This window comes from Leptolyngbya sp. BC1307 (assembly GCF_002286735.1).
Lineage (GTDB): Bacteria > Cyanobacteriota > Cyanobacteriia > Phormidesmidales > Phormidesmidaceae > Phormidesmis.
This window is the reverse complement of sequence record NZ_NRTA01000003.1, coordinates 146,565-163,317: the sequence shown is the minus strand read 5'-3', so window position 1 is coordinate 163,317 and position 16,753 is coordinate 146,565. Positions and strand designations below refer to the sequence as shown.

17 protein-coding genes are annotated in these 16,753 nt (G+C 54.5%); 11 read left to right on the top strand and 6 right to left on the bottom strand.

The genetic code is table 11. The annotated features are described in order from the left end of the window. The first annotated feature begins 9 nt into the window (after positions 1-9). The 8 genes from fmt (at position 10) to CKL79_RS03245 (ending at position 8,791) form a co-directional block, all read left to right on the top strand. The gene (fmt, locus tag CKL79_RS03275; protein ID WP_121968147.1) at positions 10-1,032 is read left to right on the top strand and encodes a methionyl-tRNA formyltransferase; all 1,023 of its coding nucleotides are present in this window, start codon (positions 10-12) and stop codon (positions 1,030-1,032) included. A 32-nt stretch (positions 1,033-1,064) separates the two neighbouring features. Then, entirely contained in the window at positions 1,065-1,700 is a 636-nt protein-coding gene (locus tag CKL79_RS03270) for a hypothetical protein (RefSeq protein ID WP_121968146.1), read from the top strand. Between the two features lie 57 nt (positions 1,701-1,757). Further along, complete coding sequence (locus CKL79_RS03265) at positions 1,758-2,825, top strand: acyl-CoA dehydrogenase family protein (protein WP_121968145.1); 1,068 nt, start codon at positions 1,758-1,760, stop codon at positions 2,823-2,825. A gap of 206 nt (positions 2,826-3,031) precedes the next feature. Beyond that, on the top strand, positions 3,032-3,241 hold the full coding sequence (locus tag CKL79_RS22835; RefSeq protein ID WP_141242140.1) for a hypothetical protein: 210 nt from the start codon (positions 3,032-3,034) through the stop codon (positions 3,239-3,241). A gap of 379 nt (positions 3,242-3,620) precedes the next feature. Continuing rightward, on the top strand, positions 3,621-4,688 hold the full coding sequence (locus tag CKL79_RS03260) for an amino acid ABC transporter substrate-binding protein (RefSeq protein ID WP_170943950.1): 1,068 nt from the start codon (positions 3,621-3,623) through the stop codon (positions 4,686-4,688). 370 nt (positions 4,689-5,058) lie between these two features. Beyond that, complete coding sequence (locus tag CKL79_RS24325) at positions 5,059-6,489, top strand: ABC transporter permease subunit (protein WP_121968144.1); 1,431 nt, start codon at positions 5,059-5,061, stop codon at positions 6,487-6,489. A 3-nt stretch (positions 6,490-6,492) separates the two neighbouring features. Further along, positions 6,493-7,923: an amino acid ABC transporter permease gene (locus tag CKL79_RS03250; RefSeq protein WP_240518616.1), complete on the top strand. Its 1,431-nt coding sequence runs from the start codon at positions 6,493-6,495 to the stop codon at positions 7,921-7,923. Positions 7,924-8,005: 82 nt separating this feature from the next. After that, entirely contained in the window at positions 8,006-8,791 is a 786-nt protein-coding gene (locus tag CKL79_RS03245; protein WP_170943949.1) for an amino acid ABC transporter ATP-binding protein, read from the top strand. Between the two features lie 81 nt (positions 8,792-8,872). Here CKL79_RS03245 and CKL79_RS03240 read toward each other — a convergent pair whose 3' ends face one another. Continuing rightward, a complete protein-coding gene (locus tag CKL79_RS03240) occupies positions 8,873-9,388 on the bottom strand; it encodes a DUF937 domain-containing protein (RefSeq protein WP_121968143.1) in 516 nt (171 codons plus the stop codon). A 119-nt stretch (positions 9,389-9,507) separates the two neighbouring features. Between CKL79_RS03240 and CKL79_RS03235 the strand changes: the two genes are divergently transcribed. Both CKL79_RS03235 and CKL79_RS03230 read left to right on the top strand, forming a co-directional pair. Beyond that, entirely contained in the window at positions 9,508-10,917 is a 1,410-nt protein-coding gene (locus tag CKL79_RS03235; protein WP_141242139.1) for a hypothetical protein, read from the top strand. A gap of 165 nt (positions 10,918-11,082) precedes the next feature. Continuing rightward, positions 11,083-11,913 carry a glycosyltransferase gene (locus CKL79_RS03230; RefSeq protein WP_121968141.1) on the top strand — a complete coding sequence of 277 codons (831 nt, stop codon included), beginning with the start codon at positions 11,083-11,085 and terminating at the stop codon, positions 11,911-11,913. Between the two features lie 14 nt (positions 11,914-11,927). Here the strand turns inward: CKL79_RS03230 and CKL79_RS03225 are convergent, their stop codons facing one another. The 3 genes from CKL79_RS03225 to CKL79_RS03215 all read right to left on the bottom strand — a co-directional run bounded on the left by CKL79_RS03225 (position 11,928) and on the right by CKL79_RS03215 (position 14,776). Continuing rightward, positions 11,928-13,025 carry a glycosyltransferase gene (locus tag CKL79_RS03225; RefSeq protein WP_121968140.1) on the bottom strand — a complete coding sequence of 366 codons (1,098 nt, stop codon included), beginning with the start codon at positions 13,023-13,025 and terminating at the stop codon, positions 11,928-11,930. A gap of 12 nt (positions 13,026-13,037) precedes the next feature. Further along, entirely contained in the window at positions 13,038-14,177 is a 1,140-nt protein-coding gene (locus CKL79_RS03220) for a glycosyltransferase (protein ID WP_121968139.1), read from the bottom strand. Between the two features lie 296 nt (positions 14,178-14,473). Continuing rightward, the gene (locus CKL79_RS03215) at positions 14,474-14,776 is read right to left on the bottom strand and encodes a hypothetical protein (RefSeq protein ID WP_121968138.1); all 303 of its coding nucleotides are present in this window, start codon (positions 14,774-14,776) and stop codon (positions 14,474-14,476) included. Between the two features lie 448 nt (positions 14,777-15,224). Here CKL79_RS03215 and CKL79_RS03210 point away from each other — a divergent pair, with 448 nt between their 5' ends. Next, positions 15,225-15,944 (top strand): CHRD domain-containing protein, encoded by a 720-nt coding sequence (locus CKL79_RS03210; RefSeq protein ID WP_121968137.1) that lies wholly within the window; start codon positions 15,225-15,227, stop codon positions 15,942-15,944. Positions 15,945-15,996: 52 nt separating this feature from the next. Here the strand turns inward: CKL79_RS03210 and CKL79_RS23035 are convergent, their stop codons facing one another. Further along, a complete protein-coding gene (locus CKL79_RS23035; protein ID WP_170943948.1) occupies positions 15,997-16,146 on the bottom strand; it encodes a hypothetical protein in 150 nt (49 codons plus the stop codon). A 59-nt stretch (positions 16,147-16,205) separates the two neighbouring features. Then, positions 16,206-16,598, bottom strand: coding sequence for a DUF3465 domain-containing protein (locus tag CKL79_RS03205; protein ID WP_240518629.1), 393 nt, complete (start codon positions 16,596-16,598; stop codon positions 16,206-16,208). Positions 16,599-16,753: the final 155 nt, after the last annotated feature.

The following is a 16,753-nucleotide window of genomic DNA, read 5'->3' as shown; positions in this document are numbered from 1 at the left end:
GTAGCTCGGATGAAAATAGTTTTTTTTGGCACGCCTCAGTTCGCGGTGCCTAGCCTACAGCGGCTGCTAGCTCATTCAGATTTTGAGGTGCTAGCAGTTGTTACCCAGCCAGATAAACGCCGGGGACGGGGCGGCAAAGTCACGGCCTCAGGGGTCAAAGCCGCCGTCAAAGACAAGGCATGCCCGGTCTGGCAACCCGAACGCATCAAAAAAGATGCCGAGACCCTGGCACAGCTCAAGGCCCTCAGAGCCGATGCCTTTGTCGTGATTGCCTATGGCCAAATTCTCTCGCAGGAGATCCTAGCCATGCCGCGCTTAGGCTGCGTTAACGCCCACGGCTCAATTTTGCCCGCCTATCGCGGCGCGGCGCCGATTCAATGGTGTCTTTACCACGGTGAGGCCGAAACCGGCGTGACCACTATGCAAATGGATGCGGGCATGGATACTGGCCCGATGCTGATGAAAGAAACGATCTCGATGGGTTTACTAGACAACGCCTGGCAGGTCGCCGAAAAGCTCTCTCAGCTCAGCGCGGCCCTGCTGCCAGCCACCTTGCAAAAGCTCCAGCAGCAGATGATTCGCCCGGTACCGCAGGCAGATGAGCGAGCCACCTACGCACCGCTGATCAAAAAAGATGACTATTTACTGAAGTGGGACAGAAGCGCTGAAGCGCTGCACAATCAGGTGCGAGGCTTTTATCCCCATAGCGTGACGCAGTTTCGAGAGCAGGCGCTCAAAGTGATGGCGACTGTGCCTTTGGGCGAAGCTTACTGGTCGCAGCTACCGGCAGAATTTGTGGACCTGCCTGCACTCTATGCGCGATCGCTTGACGAATCTACAGACAGCCTCCCCCCCGGCACGGTGGTTGCCATAATCAAAAACTACGGCCCCGTCATCCAGACGGGTAGCGGTCACCTGCTGCTGTCTGAGGTAAAGCCCGCCGGCAAAAAGGCGCTCTCTGGCTGGGACTTTGCCAACGGCAGCCGGGTCGAGGTGAGCGAGTCTCTGGGCAAACTAACGCCGTTGAACTAATCCACTGAGCTGAGTGGTTGGTAGCTATCATTATGGGCGAGTTTGAAGCAGAGCAGCAGAGTAGACGCATTGCTTACGAAGAGCTGCTGGCAGACTGCTGCCACTATGAGGGCATGCTCTCTGTGCTGAAGCTGCATCGGCCTTATTTTGAAGCGCTGCCCAGCGTGCGCCGCCCTCAAGAGAGCATGGTGACCCTACCGCTGCCCAATATCCGCAGCCGCGAGGTTGCTGAGATGGGCGGTGTCATCGATACGAGCTACCGGATTCGCCCTTTGCCCTGTGATGTCGCGCTGATGATGTGCGACCCGGAGTGGAAGATTAAAACTGGCATCGAAATTGTGCTGTTTATTCAGCGGCCAGGAGAAGACCTCTCTGACGTTCTTAGCCGCTGGCGGCAAACGCAGGTAGAGCTGGGTCAGGGTGTAGAGTGGCTCATGCCCAGACGGCATAAGCATCTACTCGCAGAAGGCACAGAAACTCCTCACCCTTTATTTGTTGTCTTTACGCCAGAGGTGGGTGAGATTTTTGCCCCAGAAGCGCGGATTATTCGAGGGCTGACGGGGGCGGGATGGCCGGTTGTGCAGTGGGCGATCGCCCCTAGCTCAGACAGCGCTCAAACAGACAGTGCTCAAACAGACAGCGCTCAAACAGACGACGTGTCAACATAGTCTGAAACAGTTTGGGATAATGATTACTGATTAACCCACTCCCTGACTAACTAGCCCATGGTGCATCCGGTTACAGCTGCCTACCCAACCTTAAAAGATTATCTCGCTGAGAAGGTGGTGCCCATAGCCCATCAGTTGGATCAAGAGTCGGCGCTGCTATTTGAGACATTTTGGGCGTTGGGGCGGCAGGGGCTACTAATACCTAAGATCCCTACAGCGCTGGGCGGACTTGGGCTAGATACTCAGGCATTTTGGCAGTTTCAGAGCGCAGTAGCCCGCCATTCTGGAGCGCTCGCTTTTTTGCAAACTCAGCATCAGAGCGCGGCGAGCTTATTGCTGTCTAGTGAGAATGAAGCGCTGCGACAGGCCTATTTGCCAGCGATGGCAACTGGAAAAAGGCGGGTAGGCGTGGGGTTCTCACAGTTGCGCCGTCAGCCCGCACCGCTGACGGCGCAACCCGTGCCTGGGGGCTATCAACTGCGTGGCGAGGTGCCCTGGGTGACCGGAGCGGGGCTGTTTGAAGAATTTATTGGCGCGGCAGTATTAGAGAGCGGGGAGGCAGTATTTGGGCTGCTGCCGCTCGTGAGCAGCGCGGATGATCGCGGCCAGATGACTGTGCATGAGCCGATGGCGATCGCTGCCATGGCCAGCACCAACACGGTAAAGATACGGATAGAAGACTGGTTTTTGGCAGACGACCAGATGGTAGCCCATCGCCCCGCCGGGTGGATAGCCCAGCGCGATCGCCACTATCCCCTCAGTCCACTGGGGCTGATCTTTGGCTGCACTCAAGCCGGGATTGATGTGCTGGTGCGATCGCTCTCACGCCGACAGATCGACCACGACATCACCTGCCAGCTCACCGCCCAGCTCGACCAGTTGAAGACAGCCGCCGCTGCCGCCTTGACACTGGGCGAAGCTGCCTACAGCCAAAAAATAGCGCTGCGAGGCCAGGCCATTGCCTTGATGAATCGCTGCGCCCAAGCCGCCGTGATTGCTACCAGCGGCGCTGCCAATGCCCTTGGCCATCCGGCTCAGCGAGTATATGGAGAATCGCTAGTGTTTAGCGTTAGCGGGCAGACGACTGGCGGGGCGATCGCCTCACTCGACTGTCTACTGTCGTAACGGCTTACTCCTTTAGGCAGAAACCTGTAGAACCGGATTGTCGCTTTTACAGGTTTGCCGTATCTTTAGAATAATTTAATAGTTTTTGCAGATAAAGTGTTGTGAAGATTTGATCACACTGCTATTAAGAAGGGTGTTTTAAAGTCAGCTTCATAGCGAAGCCCTATCGATTCGGGTTAAACCTAAAAAAAATATAAAGGTTTTATATGGATGTCAGTCTCCTCCGCCAGCTCTGGTCAATTGTTGAGTCTTTCCCCACCCATAGAATTTCAAGCTTAGACGACCGCAGTTTGATGCGATCGCTCGTAGACTCCCTGCAATCTGACCCTACGTTTGATCCTTGCAATCTACCGACCGTCAGTAACTACATCAATACCCGAATTCCGCTAATTCGGGAGATATCTCAGCAATCATAGGCCGATTGTGTGACTGTTCTTTGGCGATCGCTTCAGCACTTGTTGCAGCGGCAGGCTGCTCCGCTGCTTGCGATCTTTCACAGGCCGAACAAATCGCCTCAGCCGTCCGAACTCGCTCCTGTCCCTAGACAACTTTCAGGAAGCACTGATTTTCTCTGTAAAAAAAGTGATAAGGTTGAGCGCAATTGTTGCTCAGTGTGGTCGGCAATCTGCCAGAGAGCCCTATGCATAAGGGCTCTCGATAGTTTGTTCAACCTGAACTAATTGGCTATTGATTTTCAGATAGCCGCAGATTGATCTCTTGAAATTGATTTCTTAGGGATGTTCAGCTGATCCCATTGAGCATATTTCTCTTCTTTAGGATTGCGTGAGGTTTGGTATGAAAAAGTGGGCTTTGATAGTTGCGTTAGGTATGGGCGTTTTGCCGCTAGCAGCCTGTGGCGCACCGGGCGGCAATGAAGTAACTCAAGGAGATGGGACGGAAAGCGTAGCCGCTAGCGGTAGCCGCTTACAGACCGTGCTAGATCGCGGCACGCTCGTCTGCGGAGTAGACGGTGGTATTCCTGGATTTAGCTTTGTTGAAGACGGCGCGTACTCCGGGTTAGATGTAGACACCTGTAAGGCTGTTGCTGCTGCCCTATTTGACGACCCAGAGGCCGTAGAATATCGCGACTTAGACTCCACCGAGCGATTTGAAGCGCTCAAGGGTGGCGAAGTGGACATGCTTGCTCGCAACACTACCTGGACAATCAGCCGCGATACCTCAGTTGGCATGGAGTTTGCTCCGACAACTTTCTACGACGGTCAGGGGATGCTGGTGCGCGCCGACTCAGGTATTACCGATCTAGAAGGCTTTGAAGGCAGATCGGTCTGTGTAGAGACCGGCACGACCACCGAGCTTAACCTGACTGACCAGATGCGTGAACTGGGCGTGACCTTTTCGCCGCAGACCTTCCAGGATGCTGATGCTGCCTACGCTGCCTACGAGGCCGGTAGCTGCGAGGGCATGACCTCCGATAGATCTCAGCTGGTGGCTCGTCGCAGCACGTTGAGTAATCCTGATGAGCATGAGTTGCTGGATGTCACCATGTCTAAAGAACCCTTAGGACCGGTAACGGTCAACAATGACTCCGCCTGGTTTGACACCGTTAAGTGGGTGACCTTTGCGCTCATTGAAGCGGAAGAACTGGGGCTGACCTCCGAAAACATTGGTGAAGCTGCTTCCAGTGAAGATCCTAACGTTCTGCGCTTTGTAGGCGCTGAGGGAACTCTGGGCGAAGATATGGGCCTACCCAATGACTTCGCGGCGCGGGCGGTTGCAGCTGTCGGTAACTACAGCGAGATCTTTGAGCGCAACCTGGGTGCAGATTCGCCGTTTGAGCTGCCTCGCGACCAGAATGCGCTGTGGAGCGATGGAGGCTTGATGTACTCTCCGCCGTTCCGCTAAGAGGCACCGGCAGGTCATTTACTAATATCGCTTAGTGATTGGCTGCTACGAGAGCTACTCGCTCAAAACTTGAGAGCCTATGAGAGCGCAGGTTGCTGACCAGTTCAGCTGCCCGCGCTCTTTTTGTATCTATTAGTTGTTATCTATTAAATTAGATAACAACCTGGGCGCTGTGTTTTATGTCGGCTCAAGTGATTGCGGCTAAAGGCTTATGATAAGTAAACATCAATCGCCCTCACGCGGGAATAGGTAGGCGGATTGTAAAAATGCCGACCGAATCCGTCTGGGTATCCTGGCATAGTGGTGAAATACCGGGCCTACAGGCAAAAGCTGTCTCAACTGCGAGGCGTACCGATCAAAACAAAAAATTATGGCAAGAACCCCTTCTAGATCTGCCTCTGGCCTGCGAGCTCTGCTGCGGGACGAAAGATTTTGGCAGATAGCCCTTCAGGTGATTTTAGTGGTGGTCGTCGGGGCCGTCTTCTCTTATCTGTTTGGCAATCTCACCAGCAATATGGCCCGCAGCGGGATTGCGTTTGGCTTTGGGTTCCTTAAAAACCCAGCGAGCTTTGCCGTGGGCGAAGACTTGATAGGCTACACCGCTCAAGATTCTTACACAAAAGTCATTCAGACCGGTATTGTCAACTCCTTACGGTTAGTCGCGGCTGGGGTGATAACAGCGACAATCGTCGGCATCGCGGCTGGGGTGGCGAGCTTTTCTGACAACTGGCTGGTGCATAAAATCAGCCGGGTATATGTCGGGCTGGTGCGGAATGTGCCGCTGCTGCTGCAGCTGTTCTTTTGGTACTTTGCGGTTTTTCTAGCAGCGCCTAGGCGAGAAAACCAGATTGTGTTTCCTAGCTCAGAAAATGCCTGGATGGTAATCAATAACAACAATGTGAATTTGATCGGGCCTGGGCTGCCGAATGAGGTCTGGGTAGGTCTGATGCTGGTGGCTCTGTCGATGCTGTTGTTTGGTCTGCTGTGGCGTGCTATGAGTACGTTTCGGGAGGGGCGCTTTGCAGCGGGGCTATCAGGTTGGATCTCGCGGATTGGCAATGCTGCGCTGATTGCGGGCGTGCTGGTAGTGAATTATTATCTGCTGTTTAGTAATTCGGCAGAAGATAGGCTGTTCTTTAAAGGGGGTGTGCTGGCGCTGTTTACCAATCCGGCAGGGCTGTGGATAGTGGCGTTGGTGGTGATGGCGATCGCCTTCTTTGTGCTCTGGCGACTGCGGCTGAAAGCCATGATGGATGCCGGACAAGACGGCAAGCCATTTTTGATTGGAATGATAGTGCTGGCGATCGCAGCTGTTGCCATTGTGATATTTGCCTTTAACTGGACGCCGCCAACCGTAACAGAAGGTGGCGGCGTCACGGGCGGCATGGAAATTTCGACCCGATATGCTGCTGCCCTGACCGGCTTAACCTTTTATACCGGGGCATTTATTGCAGAAATTGTGCGAGCGGGCATTCAGTCGGTCTCGCGGGGGCAGTGGGAGGCTGCTCGTTCGGTGGGCCTGAGCAATGGCCAAGCGATGCAGCTAGTGGTGTTTCCGCAGTCGCTGCGGGTTATTATTCCGCCTTTGAACAGTGAATTTGCCAACCTGGCGAAAAACTCCAGTCTGGCCTTTGCGGTGGGCTACCCAGATTTGTACTCGGTTGCGAACACCACTTTTAACCAAACAGGCAGACCGATTGAAGTCTTCTTGGTGATGATGGCGACCTATCTCACGCTCAACCTGCTGATTTCTCTTAATATGAATCAGCTCAACAATGCCGTCCAATTTAAGGAGCGCTAAACCGTGGCGACTACAAGTTCGAGGCCGATAGAACGCGGCGCACCGAGAGCCCATCAGCCAGGGCCCATTGCCTGGACTCGCAAGCATTTATTCAATAGCTGGGCCAACAGCATTCTGACGGCTGTGCTGGCCGTCGTGCTGGGCGCGGCCCTTTTCAATATGCTGACCTGGGCCTTTACTCAGGCTAACTGGTCGGTGGTGGCTGATAACTTCGGCAACTTTATGACCGGGCTGTACCCGCCTGAATCTTACTGGCGAATCTGGTCAGTGTTGGGCATCATCATGGCGTTAGCGGGGCTGAGTTGGGGCGTGCTGGCCCGCAACCAAAAGCAGCTGTTTAGCCGCAATGTGCTGATTGGGCTGGGGGCGATCGCGCTTTTCTTTATCCTCGTCCCGATGACCCGATCTTACGCGCTCTACATCCTTGGCGCGCTGCTGCTGCTCGTCGCCGGGGCAGCAGGCGGCCAGAGAATTGGGCGGCAGGTTTCGGGCGCTGCTAAGTGGATTTCAGCTGCCTGGTTTGTCTCTTATTTTGTGGCGCTCTATCTGCTCGGCGGTGGCCCCTTCTTTGGCAGAGGTACGATTAGCCCGAGTTTGTTCTACAGCATTGTGATTATGCTCGGGGGCAGCATTGTAGCCGGGTGGCAGCTAGCGCAGCGGGTCTCTGTGCCTAAGATCCCTGAATGGATCAGCAAAGTTGTCTTATCCCTGGTGGGCTTTGTTGTGGTCTATCAGGTGCTGTGGCGATTGCCCTACTTGCTAGGACTAGATTTTGGCCTGAAAAATATTTCGACCAACAGCTGGGGCGGTTTGACCCTGACGCTGCTATTGGCAGTGAGTGGGATCGCGCTATGCTTTCCGGCGGGCGTGCTGTTGGCTTTAGGGCGGCAGAGCAAGCTGCCTGTTGTCAAGGCTCTTTCGGTCGCCTATATTGAGCTGATTCGGGGTGTGCCGCTGATTTCTATTTTGTTTATGGGTCAGGTGCTGATTCCCCTGTTTTTGCCGGTAGGGGTGCGGCCTGATCGGATCGTGCGAGCGATTATCGGCCTGACCATTTTTAGTGCGGCCTACTTAGCTGAAAACGTGCGGGCCGGTTTGCAGGCGGTCCCCCGAGGGCAGGCTGAAGCAGCGCAGTCTTTGGGGTTGAATAAGCCGCTAACCACCGCTTTAATTGTTTTGCCACAGGCACTCAAGACAGCGATTCCGGCGATTGTCGGGCAGTTTATTAGTTTGTTTCAGGACACGACGCTGCTGGGCATTGTCGGACTAGTAGAGCTGTTGGGCATTACCCAAAACCTGCTGGCTAGTCCCAGATATCTGGGCGACTACAAGGAAGCTTATATCTTCATTGCGGCTATTTACTGGGTATTTTGCTATGCCATGAGCTACGGCAGTCGCCAGATTGAGTCGGCGCTGAATACTGACCTGCGGTAGGCTACTCTGCGAAAAGGCAAGCCTACGGCTACGCTCGGCCTACGTCTTTATTATTTTTTATCCTTTAAGAGGAACCTCACCCATGACTCAGTCCGAAATGCGAGTGCCTGTAACGTCCGATAACTCTGTGGGTTCTGAGGCGGTGATTGTCGCGAAAGACGTACAAAAGTGGTATGACAATGGCTTTCACGTGCTCAAAGGGGTGAGCATGAATGTGTACAAAGGCGAAGTGGTGGTGGTAATGGGGCCATCAGGTTCGGGCAAATCAACCTTTATCCGCACCTTTAACGCGCTAGAGCCCTATCAGGAAGGCAGTATTGAAATTGACGGCGTGCGCATTGCCAACGATCTCAAAGATATTGAGGCGGTGCGGCGTGAGGTGGGTATGGTGTTTCAGCAGTTTAATCTGTTCCCGCATTTGACGGTGCAGCAGAATGTGACGTTGGCCCCAATCTGGGTGCGCCGCTGGCCTAAGGCCAAAGCCGAAGAAATTGCTCTGCGTTTATTAGACCGGGTCGGAATTGCGGAGCAGGCGAATAAGTTTCCTGGTCAACTATCGGGGGGGCAGCAGCAGCGGGTGGCGATCGCCCGATCTCTGGCTATGCAGCCCAAAGTGATGTTGTTTGACGAACCCACTTCAGCGCTCGACCCTGAGATGGTGCGCGAAGTGCTCGATGTAATGCGAAACCTGGCCAAAGACGGCATGACGATGGTCTGCGTTACCCACGAAGTCGGCTTTGCCCGAGAAGTTGCCGACCGCGTGGTGCTGATGGATGGCGGCGTGCTGGTTGAGGAGAATACGCCCGACGCCTTTTTCAACAATCCGACAGAAGAGAGAAGCAAAGCGTTCTTATCGCAGATTTTGTAGAGAGTTTTGCCGGTCGGATGCCCCTCCTCGGAGGGGATTTGATTTGTTGGGTGTCACATCCGATGTTACAGAGAGCCGGTATTACATGAACTTACCGGCCATGCCCATCACGTCGCCCATGTCTACATCGCCATCGCCATCACCGTCTAGAAAGGCGGTCAGAATCGGATTGTTACCGGGGCTGGGTGCGCCTTGCTTGGTATTGCCTGCGCTGAGAAAACGCATCACCAGCGGGATCACCATCGGCAAGATGCCCTGCACCTGATTGGCGTTGAGGTTGGTCTTTTGGGTGACCGCTGCGATCATTTCAGTCAGCTGGGCGCTGTTAAACAGGTGCGGAATCACGGCTGCGCCATTGGCTGCGCCTTCATCAATCAGAGACTGGGCGGCTTCATCCCCTCGCGTTTGGCGCTTTTCTTGCAGTGAGGAGCGCACGAACCCGCCAATGACAGACATCGCCTGCTGCATACTGCTTGAGTCAGCGTTGTTTTGCTGAGCGGCTTGCTTGGCATCGCCCAAAATCTGGGTCATTTGGCCAGCGCTGGCCTGACGTCGGGGGTCAGCGATCGCGCCCATTACCTGATCAAAAAGTCCCATACCAATCTCCTTACATAGACTAAACAGTGGGTGCTCTCACAACATTATAGGCTAGGGGTAGACCTGACCTCTCAGCCGCAAGTGCTGTCGCAACCATGGCTTTACTATCCTGCCGATCTATGACTTGGCGATCTGTGTGTCTGCTGATGGCAGGCGGTGCGGTGCTCTCGATCTCAGCCTGCGGGGCAGATTCTCAGGGGGCAACTTCTCAAGTGACCGCTAAAGCCCTACCGACCCTGGCCGATGACGGCGCATCTGTCTGTCTGCTCGATCCGGCGGTGACTTCGCAATCGAGCAGCTATAGCACCAATGTGGATCTGACTGCGAGCGTAGCGTTACCGGGAGAGCGCGGTGTCGATGTGGTGATGACGAGAAAGGGGGCGATCGCAGCTGTCAATACTGACAGCGGATCAACGCTCTACTGGGTAAACCCGGCAACGGGTGATCGAGGGCAACAGGTAGACCTGCCGGATGAAATTAGCGATCTGGCGTTTGATGGGGAAGGTGAGCTGGCGATCGCCACCAAGAACAAAGTGCTGCGGCTAGATGCGGCCAGTGGTGAAGTGCTCAGCGAGATCGCGCTAGATGGGGTGAGCCGGGTGGCGATTTCGCCGAGTGGAAATGTGGGGGCGATCGCTGATAAAACCGTTTACCTCTATAACAGCGAGAATGCTGAAGTTTTCTCAAAATTTAGAGACTATACAGAAGTGACCGATGTAGAAGTATTAGGCTGCGGCGAAGACCGCAATCTCGTCTATGTCACCAGTTTTCGCAACACGTCGTTTGTCGATCTCAAGGGCAAGCGCAACCCGGTGCAAATCGCCCGATTAGAGGCGTTGGACTTTACCGGCGCGGTGCAGTGGTCTCTCTTTGGTGACAGCGCCGAAACAATTAAGCAAAACGTGGCCGATACGCGGCTGTACCGGGTGACGTTGGGGCGTGATGGCTACCTGTATATCGGCGGAGAAAGTGCGGGCACAGCGACTATCTTTCGCTGGCGCGGTCAGCCGATGAGCGAAGATGAACAATATGGAAGAACAGACCCCTTCTTGTCGCGGATAGATCAGTACAGCCAGCTTCACAACAGCGGCTCGGCGCACCTGCCCTACTATGCGCGAGTGCAGCCCACCGAGGGGCAGATCGTCACTGCGCAAATGAGCTTTCCGCGCCTCTCCGATACGAAAGCTAACGCGATGCGCCTGGGTGACATTGCCGGTGGGGCCAGTGGCAACCTTTACTTTGGCGGCGCGGCGAGTGCATCTATTGCCAATCGGGATGAGCTGACGATTAACAATGAGACTGTGGGCGGGTATGGGGGGAGCGATCGCATCTGGATGTCAGTTGCGCCTGACTTTGAGGCCCGCAACTTTTGGACGGTGCTGGCAGATGAGGGCGGTAAAGGTGTCGTGCAGGGGGTAGACGCGGGCTATGGGTATAGTGCGGCGCTAAGCAATGTAGAGAGCGGCACGGTGCCGGTGACGACGGGTGAAGCTACCGGTAGCGTGTTCCTTAGCTTTACGGCGGAGTAGCCGGTAAAGAGAACAGACCACGCAGCAGCTTTGCGAAGCCCTGGCTATTGCCTACAACATTGACGATACAGTCCACATGCCTTCCTTTAAAAACCTAGCCTGTGGTGGATGTAAATGGCAGCGTCTTCTGGCACAATCAGCAAATAGCTTTTGGCTAGCGTTCTTATGAATATATCGGTCTTAACGCTGACACGGGGTCGCACTACGCACCTGCGTAATCTCCTTCAGGGATTGGCCCGCTCTACTCGCCTGCCAGACGAATGCGTGGTCATTCACATGAATGAACCGGCTTCACCCCTCGCCGACTGGCCGTTTGCCTGTCATCACTACAGCTATCAGCACCCGGACATTGGCTTGCCGCTGGCCCAGGCGCGCAACCTGGCCGCCAAAAAAGCCAAAGGCGACCTGCTGATCTTTTTAGATGTAGACTGCATTCCGGCAAAGTCAATGATTGCCGCCTACGAGAGCGGCACCCAGCAGGTGCAGGGCATCACCATGGCGAACGTCCGCTATCTGCAAAAGCCGCTGGCCACCTACTGGACGGAGCCCGCCCTGATGTCGCAGAGTCGATTCCATCCGCAGCGCCAGGTCTCGCCGATTACGCCAGTGGTTCGAGAGCCCAACTATGGCCTGTTTTGGTCACTCTCTTTTGCCCTGCGGCGATCGCTCTTTGAGCGGATGGATGGGTTTAGCGACTGCTATCAGGGCTATGGCGCAGAAGATACAGACTTTGCCTGGAAAGCGAGAGTGAGGCGAGTGCCGCTTTACTGGGTGCCCGATGCCTTCGCCTTTCACCAGTATCACGGGAGCACTGTCCCCCCCTGGCAGCATTTTGAGAGCATCGTCAGCAACGCTCGCACCTTTCACCAGCGTTGGGGCGAATGGCCTATGACTAGCTGGCTGACTGCTTTTGATAGGGCTGGCTACATTGAGTGGACCGCAGCCGGTAATCAGATCAAAGTGATGAGACTGCCCGAGCAGGCGACTGCCTCATAGACGATCTGGCCGAGCTAAGCCGCGCCGGCAGCTTTTACAGCATCCTTTTGTGCGACTGGCCGCATACACCGCTGAGCTACCTGAGCAATATAGCGAGCGGCTCGCAGCGGCGCTTCTATGTCTTGCAACTGTGCCCAGCGGCAGTGATCTTGCTGATGCGATCGCTGCCATAGCGCCGGCCACTGTGACGGCTCTGGCCATGTCTGCGTAACTACACTCAGCCCCAGCGCGCTGAGCGTCTCTGCTTTGCACTGCTGCTCTGCGAAGGGCCGCGCTGCCGGTATGCAAATGGTGGGCACGCCTGCTGCCGCAATCTCCATCGTAGAATTGTGACCGGCGTTAGCAACTACCAGATCCGCATGACAGAGATACGGCCAAACGTTCTCAACTACCCCGTAGCAGTTTACGCCCGCAATCGGCCTGTGTGAACCCAGCACATGCCACTGCCAGTGAGGGGTAGCTGCAGCGGCGATCGCCATCTTTTGCGGCGTTATCTGCGTTCCGCCAAAGCCTGTCATTACCAAAATGTTGGGCTTGTCTTTAGCGTAGCCAGGCGGTGCCGTCGCAGCTCTTTGCTGACCGGTAAACCGACAAAACCCACCGCTATAAAAAGTCTTTTCTCTCACCCACGGCGGGCAGTCAGCCTGTTCCATCGCCACTGTATATGGTGCCCATAGCGAATAGGCCCACTCATAAGCCAGGATGTGGCCTTTGTCCCACCGTTTGCCGTGCTGTCTGCCGTAGACCACCGGAATACCGCACATTCGCCCTAAAATAGATGCTTCTAAGCCCACGTCAGCTACTAGCAAATCAGGCTGCCAGCGACTTAAAAAAGAGACCATCGCCAGTGTAAAGGCGGCGTTGTCCCCGTGGTTGACCAAAAAGTCGTGATAGTCGTGCAGGGTCTGCTGCTGCATAAATAGGCTGGGCGATCGCGGCCCATAGCCAGGTACGCTGACTCGCTCCACCGGGCGACCGACATCGCCGATCGCAGGCGGGCCGTCCATTCCCACCACCGCGAGCTGACAGTCAGCCGGAAAATGGGGGGCGATCGCCTCAAACCGCCGACAGTGGCCTGCCCCTTGCAAATTTAGATAGAACGCAATTTTCATCTGCTAATCCAACTATGTCGCAATGCCCGCTAGCAACTGCATTGAGCTGAGGGTGCTGGCGCTCTGCCTTGACCCTTGCCTAGCTTGCCGTCGCTGTCGCTGCAACAACTGACGATAGAGGCGTTCGTAGCCTGCAATCATCACGTCAATATGACAAAAAGCTTCTGCTCGCTGCCGGCAGTCCTGACGTGAGAGCTGGGCGGCAGCCGCGATCGCCTCAGCCAGCACTGCAACCGTTTTTTCTCTCACCACCACCCCGCAGTGCGAATCTAAAATTTCCCCAGCCGCGCCGCTGTCAAACGCAGCGACCGGCGTTCCAGTGGCCAGCGCCTCTGCATAGACAAACCCATAGGGCTCTTCCCAGAGCGGCGTATTCACTAAGACGCTAGCCCTGGCTAGAGCTTGTTTAATCTCAGGGTGCGAAAGGTGGCCTAAATAGCTCACCTGACTGCTTTCTAGCAGCGGCGCAACCTGTGAGTCAAAATAGACCTGGTCGCCTATTGGCCCTGCAAACTCAATAGCATAGCCCGCCCTCAGCGCTGCCTGAAGAGCCAGATGGGGAGCTTTCTCCGGCACAATCCGGCCATACCACAGCGCCATACCCGGTGATGTCTCAGCGACAAATGGCCAATTCTCAATTGCAATTCCGTTGTAAACAACGTCTGCGGCAATCAGCGACTGCCACTCAGTCGCCAAACTCTTAGAAACGGCAACAGCAGCTAGCTTACCCTGCGTATTGCGAGCGGCGGCATAGCGAACGGCGGCAGCTAACTCTGCATATATGGGCGTATGCAACACCGTCAGCATCGGTATCGGCAGATCGGCTGCACTGAGTAGTAAGAAGGGATGCAGCGCATTGTTATGAATAATGTCAAACTGACCCTGGCAAATTTGTCGGATCGCGCTGGCATAGGCCGACATATTGCAAGCTTGGCGGCCTGATACTGTTTGGGCCTGAGGATAGGTTGCAAACGCACGCTCAATGCAGGGCACTAGCCCTAGCTCAGGATCAGAATCACCGCTGGCAAACAAAGTGACTTCGTGCCCTCGCTCTATCAGCTTTTTAGCTAGCCACCAGGTATGAGACTCCATACCGCCCGCAAAAGGCTCTGCAATCGGGTGGTGCAGCAATCCAACAATAGCGATTTTCATGAACGCGATTCCCAGGTTTGAACTGACTCACTAAAGCTGTTTTTTAAGTTGTTCTTTAATTTATCTAGGCTGCGGTGCAATCATCATCTAGCGGGCAGCATTACCTTAGCGGCATAAGTCCGCTGTTGGGTTGCTCTACTAAGCATCTTGCTAACTTTGGATCTCTGTAGGTGCTGACGCACTATCGGCAGCGCAATCATATACAGAAGATAAGGCATCTGAGCGGAAATAATTATCTATCTAAGGGAAAAGCTTTTAGAAATGGCGATCGCCCAATCCGCACTTATGGCGCTGCGTTAACGCTGCTTGCCTCGCCAGCGCAGGCTGTTTTGATTGAGTAACTCAGCCGTTTTGGGCGATCGCAGCATAGACTGAGCCAGGGCGATCGCCTGCTTGAGCTGTGTTTCATCTAGCTGTTTATAGGCAGGCTGCTGACGCGAGAGATAGCCATACCAGCAGCCCCCAAACAAATTATCCAGCACAATTCTGGCGAAGCAGTGGTTAAAGCGCACCGGCATCGCCGTCTGCCGGGCTTTAGCGGGCAGCTGATGGTCGATCAAGTCTAAATATTGCTCCCTCAGATGCGCTGTGTCATTCATAGTCCTCTGAAGTGGAGCGGACAAGTCAATGCGTCTGGTCTCTGGAAGGTACCTCAAGACAATTATTTCAAGGTAATTTTATATAATTCACGAAAACAACACAGACGTTTGTCTCGGCTTTACAAGCAGCATACAAACCTTTGATAGATGCCTCTAACCTTTGATAGAGCTTTTACAAATGAGCAAACAATGAGCAGTTTTTGAACCGTTAAAGATGAGATTGCTGACTACAATACAGACGTGCTTGGTAGTTGTACCCTCTGCCAAAGTTTTTCAGCTGTGCGATCGCTGCGCTAGCCGGACAAGTCATCAGCTTCTCCGGCTACCTTCGCCTGAGGACTGGCACGACCTGGCGAACGGAGCGCATCTGTCGTAGTGCCTCTCTCTGCCATCAAGAGGCGGTGTATCTTTTCATCTAGCCCCTATTGAAAATCTAAAATTGCTTCCCATGAAATATCTTTCAAGAATTCTCTTACTCAGCGCTTCACTGCTCGGCTTTTCAGCTGCTGCCGCTCAAGCTGCTAGCTTTAGAGCCGATGTGAATACGCTCAACAATTCAGGCGCTTCAGGCACAGTCTTCATTGACCTGTCTGATGATGAGAAAACGCTCACTGTCACCACTAACGCCACCGGCCTCGAGCCCAATCAAAGTCACGTCCAGCACATCCACGGGCTATTCAGCAGTGCAGGCGAAGTTGCTGACTCGATGACGCCTACACTTGCCCAAGATACCGACGGTGATGGCTTTATTGAGCTAGCAGAAGGCCTTCCGGTCTACGGCCCAATCATCTTACATTTAGAGACCATCAACACCCCAGACGGCAACGCTAGCATCACCACAGTCTTCGATTTGACCGATCCGAGCATCTTTGGCATCAATCGCACCACTGACGAACCGTTTACCGCTGCTGACCTGATGCCGCTCACCTTCCGCGAGATTGTTTTTCACGGCTTAACCGTTGCGCCTGGCATCGGTGCGGGTACCCCTGGTGAAGTTGATGGCACGGGCGGATATCTTGCTGTATTGCCGGTAGCCGCTGGCGAGATTGTTGCGGTTAACGACGATGCTGCCTCAGTCCCTGAGCCCGGTACGGCGGCAGCGCTGATTGGCATGGGCGCAGTGGGCGTTTTGATGCTACGTCGCCAGCGCAGCCTGGTCAACAGCTAGTCAGGGTGCAATAGCAAGGTTCCATCAGGGTGATGGAGCGGTCAACTGCCGATCATTCAGTCGGTGGTTGACCGCCGCCGCCTTTGCTGACGACATCCCGAATCACCGAATAGCCTCGAACGCCTGCTTTATCTGGCTGTTCGAGGGTCTTGTGTGTCTCTCTAGAGGAGACAATGATTTTGAGACGTTTGACTGAGTGCATACAAGGCCATAGAGACGTAATCGCTGTGCGGCTACTGGGCTCAACGCTATCGAGACTCGCTACTGGTACCGCACGCTAGCCTGTTCAATCCAGCCGTCTTCATGAGCGCTGTGCGGGTCACGATGCGTCCAGTGAATTAAGCCGCCGCGTTCGTTCCACTCGTATTCGCCTTTGACCGTGATGCGATCGCCCACCTTCAACCCGTTAACTCTGGGAGCCAGGTCGATATTATGCACGACCAGTAGCGTATGCCCGCTCTCCATTCGCATAATGAAGCGCTGATGCCGTGACCCTTCAAGGTCATCTGGCAGGAGGCTACCCACAGTTCCCACCACATTTTCGACGATCACATTGGATAGCCGACTTTGATACGCATTCAGCACTGGTTGTGCTCCGCTAACGTTGGCTTTACTCTGCCAGAAAACGGTTGGCATCACTAGCACAGGTAACATGCCCACGAGCGATCGCCTAAGCATTTTCGTCTGAGTGCGCGATCTGCTGTTGAAACCAGTTGGCCGCTTCCATGTTAGTCATTGTCTCTAGCTGTACAAGCGTCTCCTTTAGCATAGACTTGCCAATTACAGCATAACCCTATCATAGCGAACAA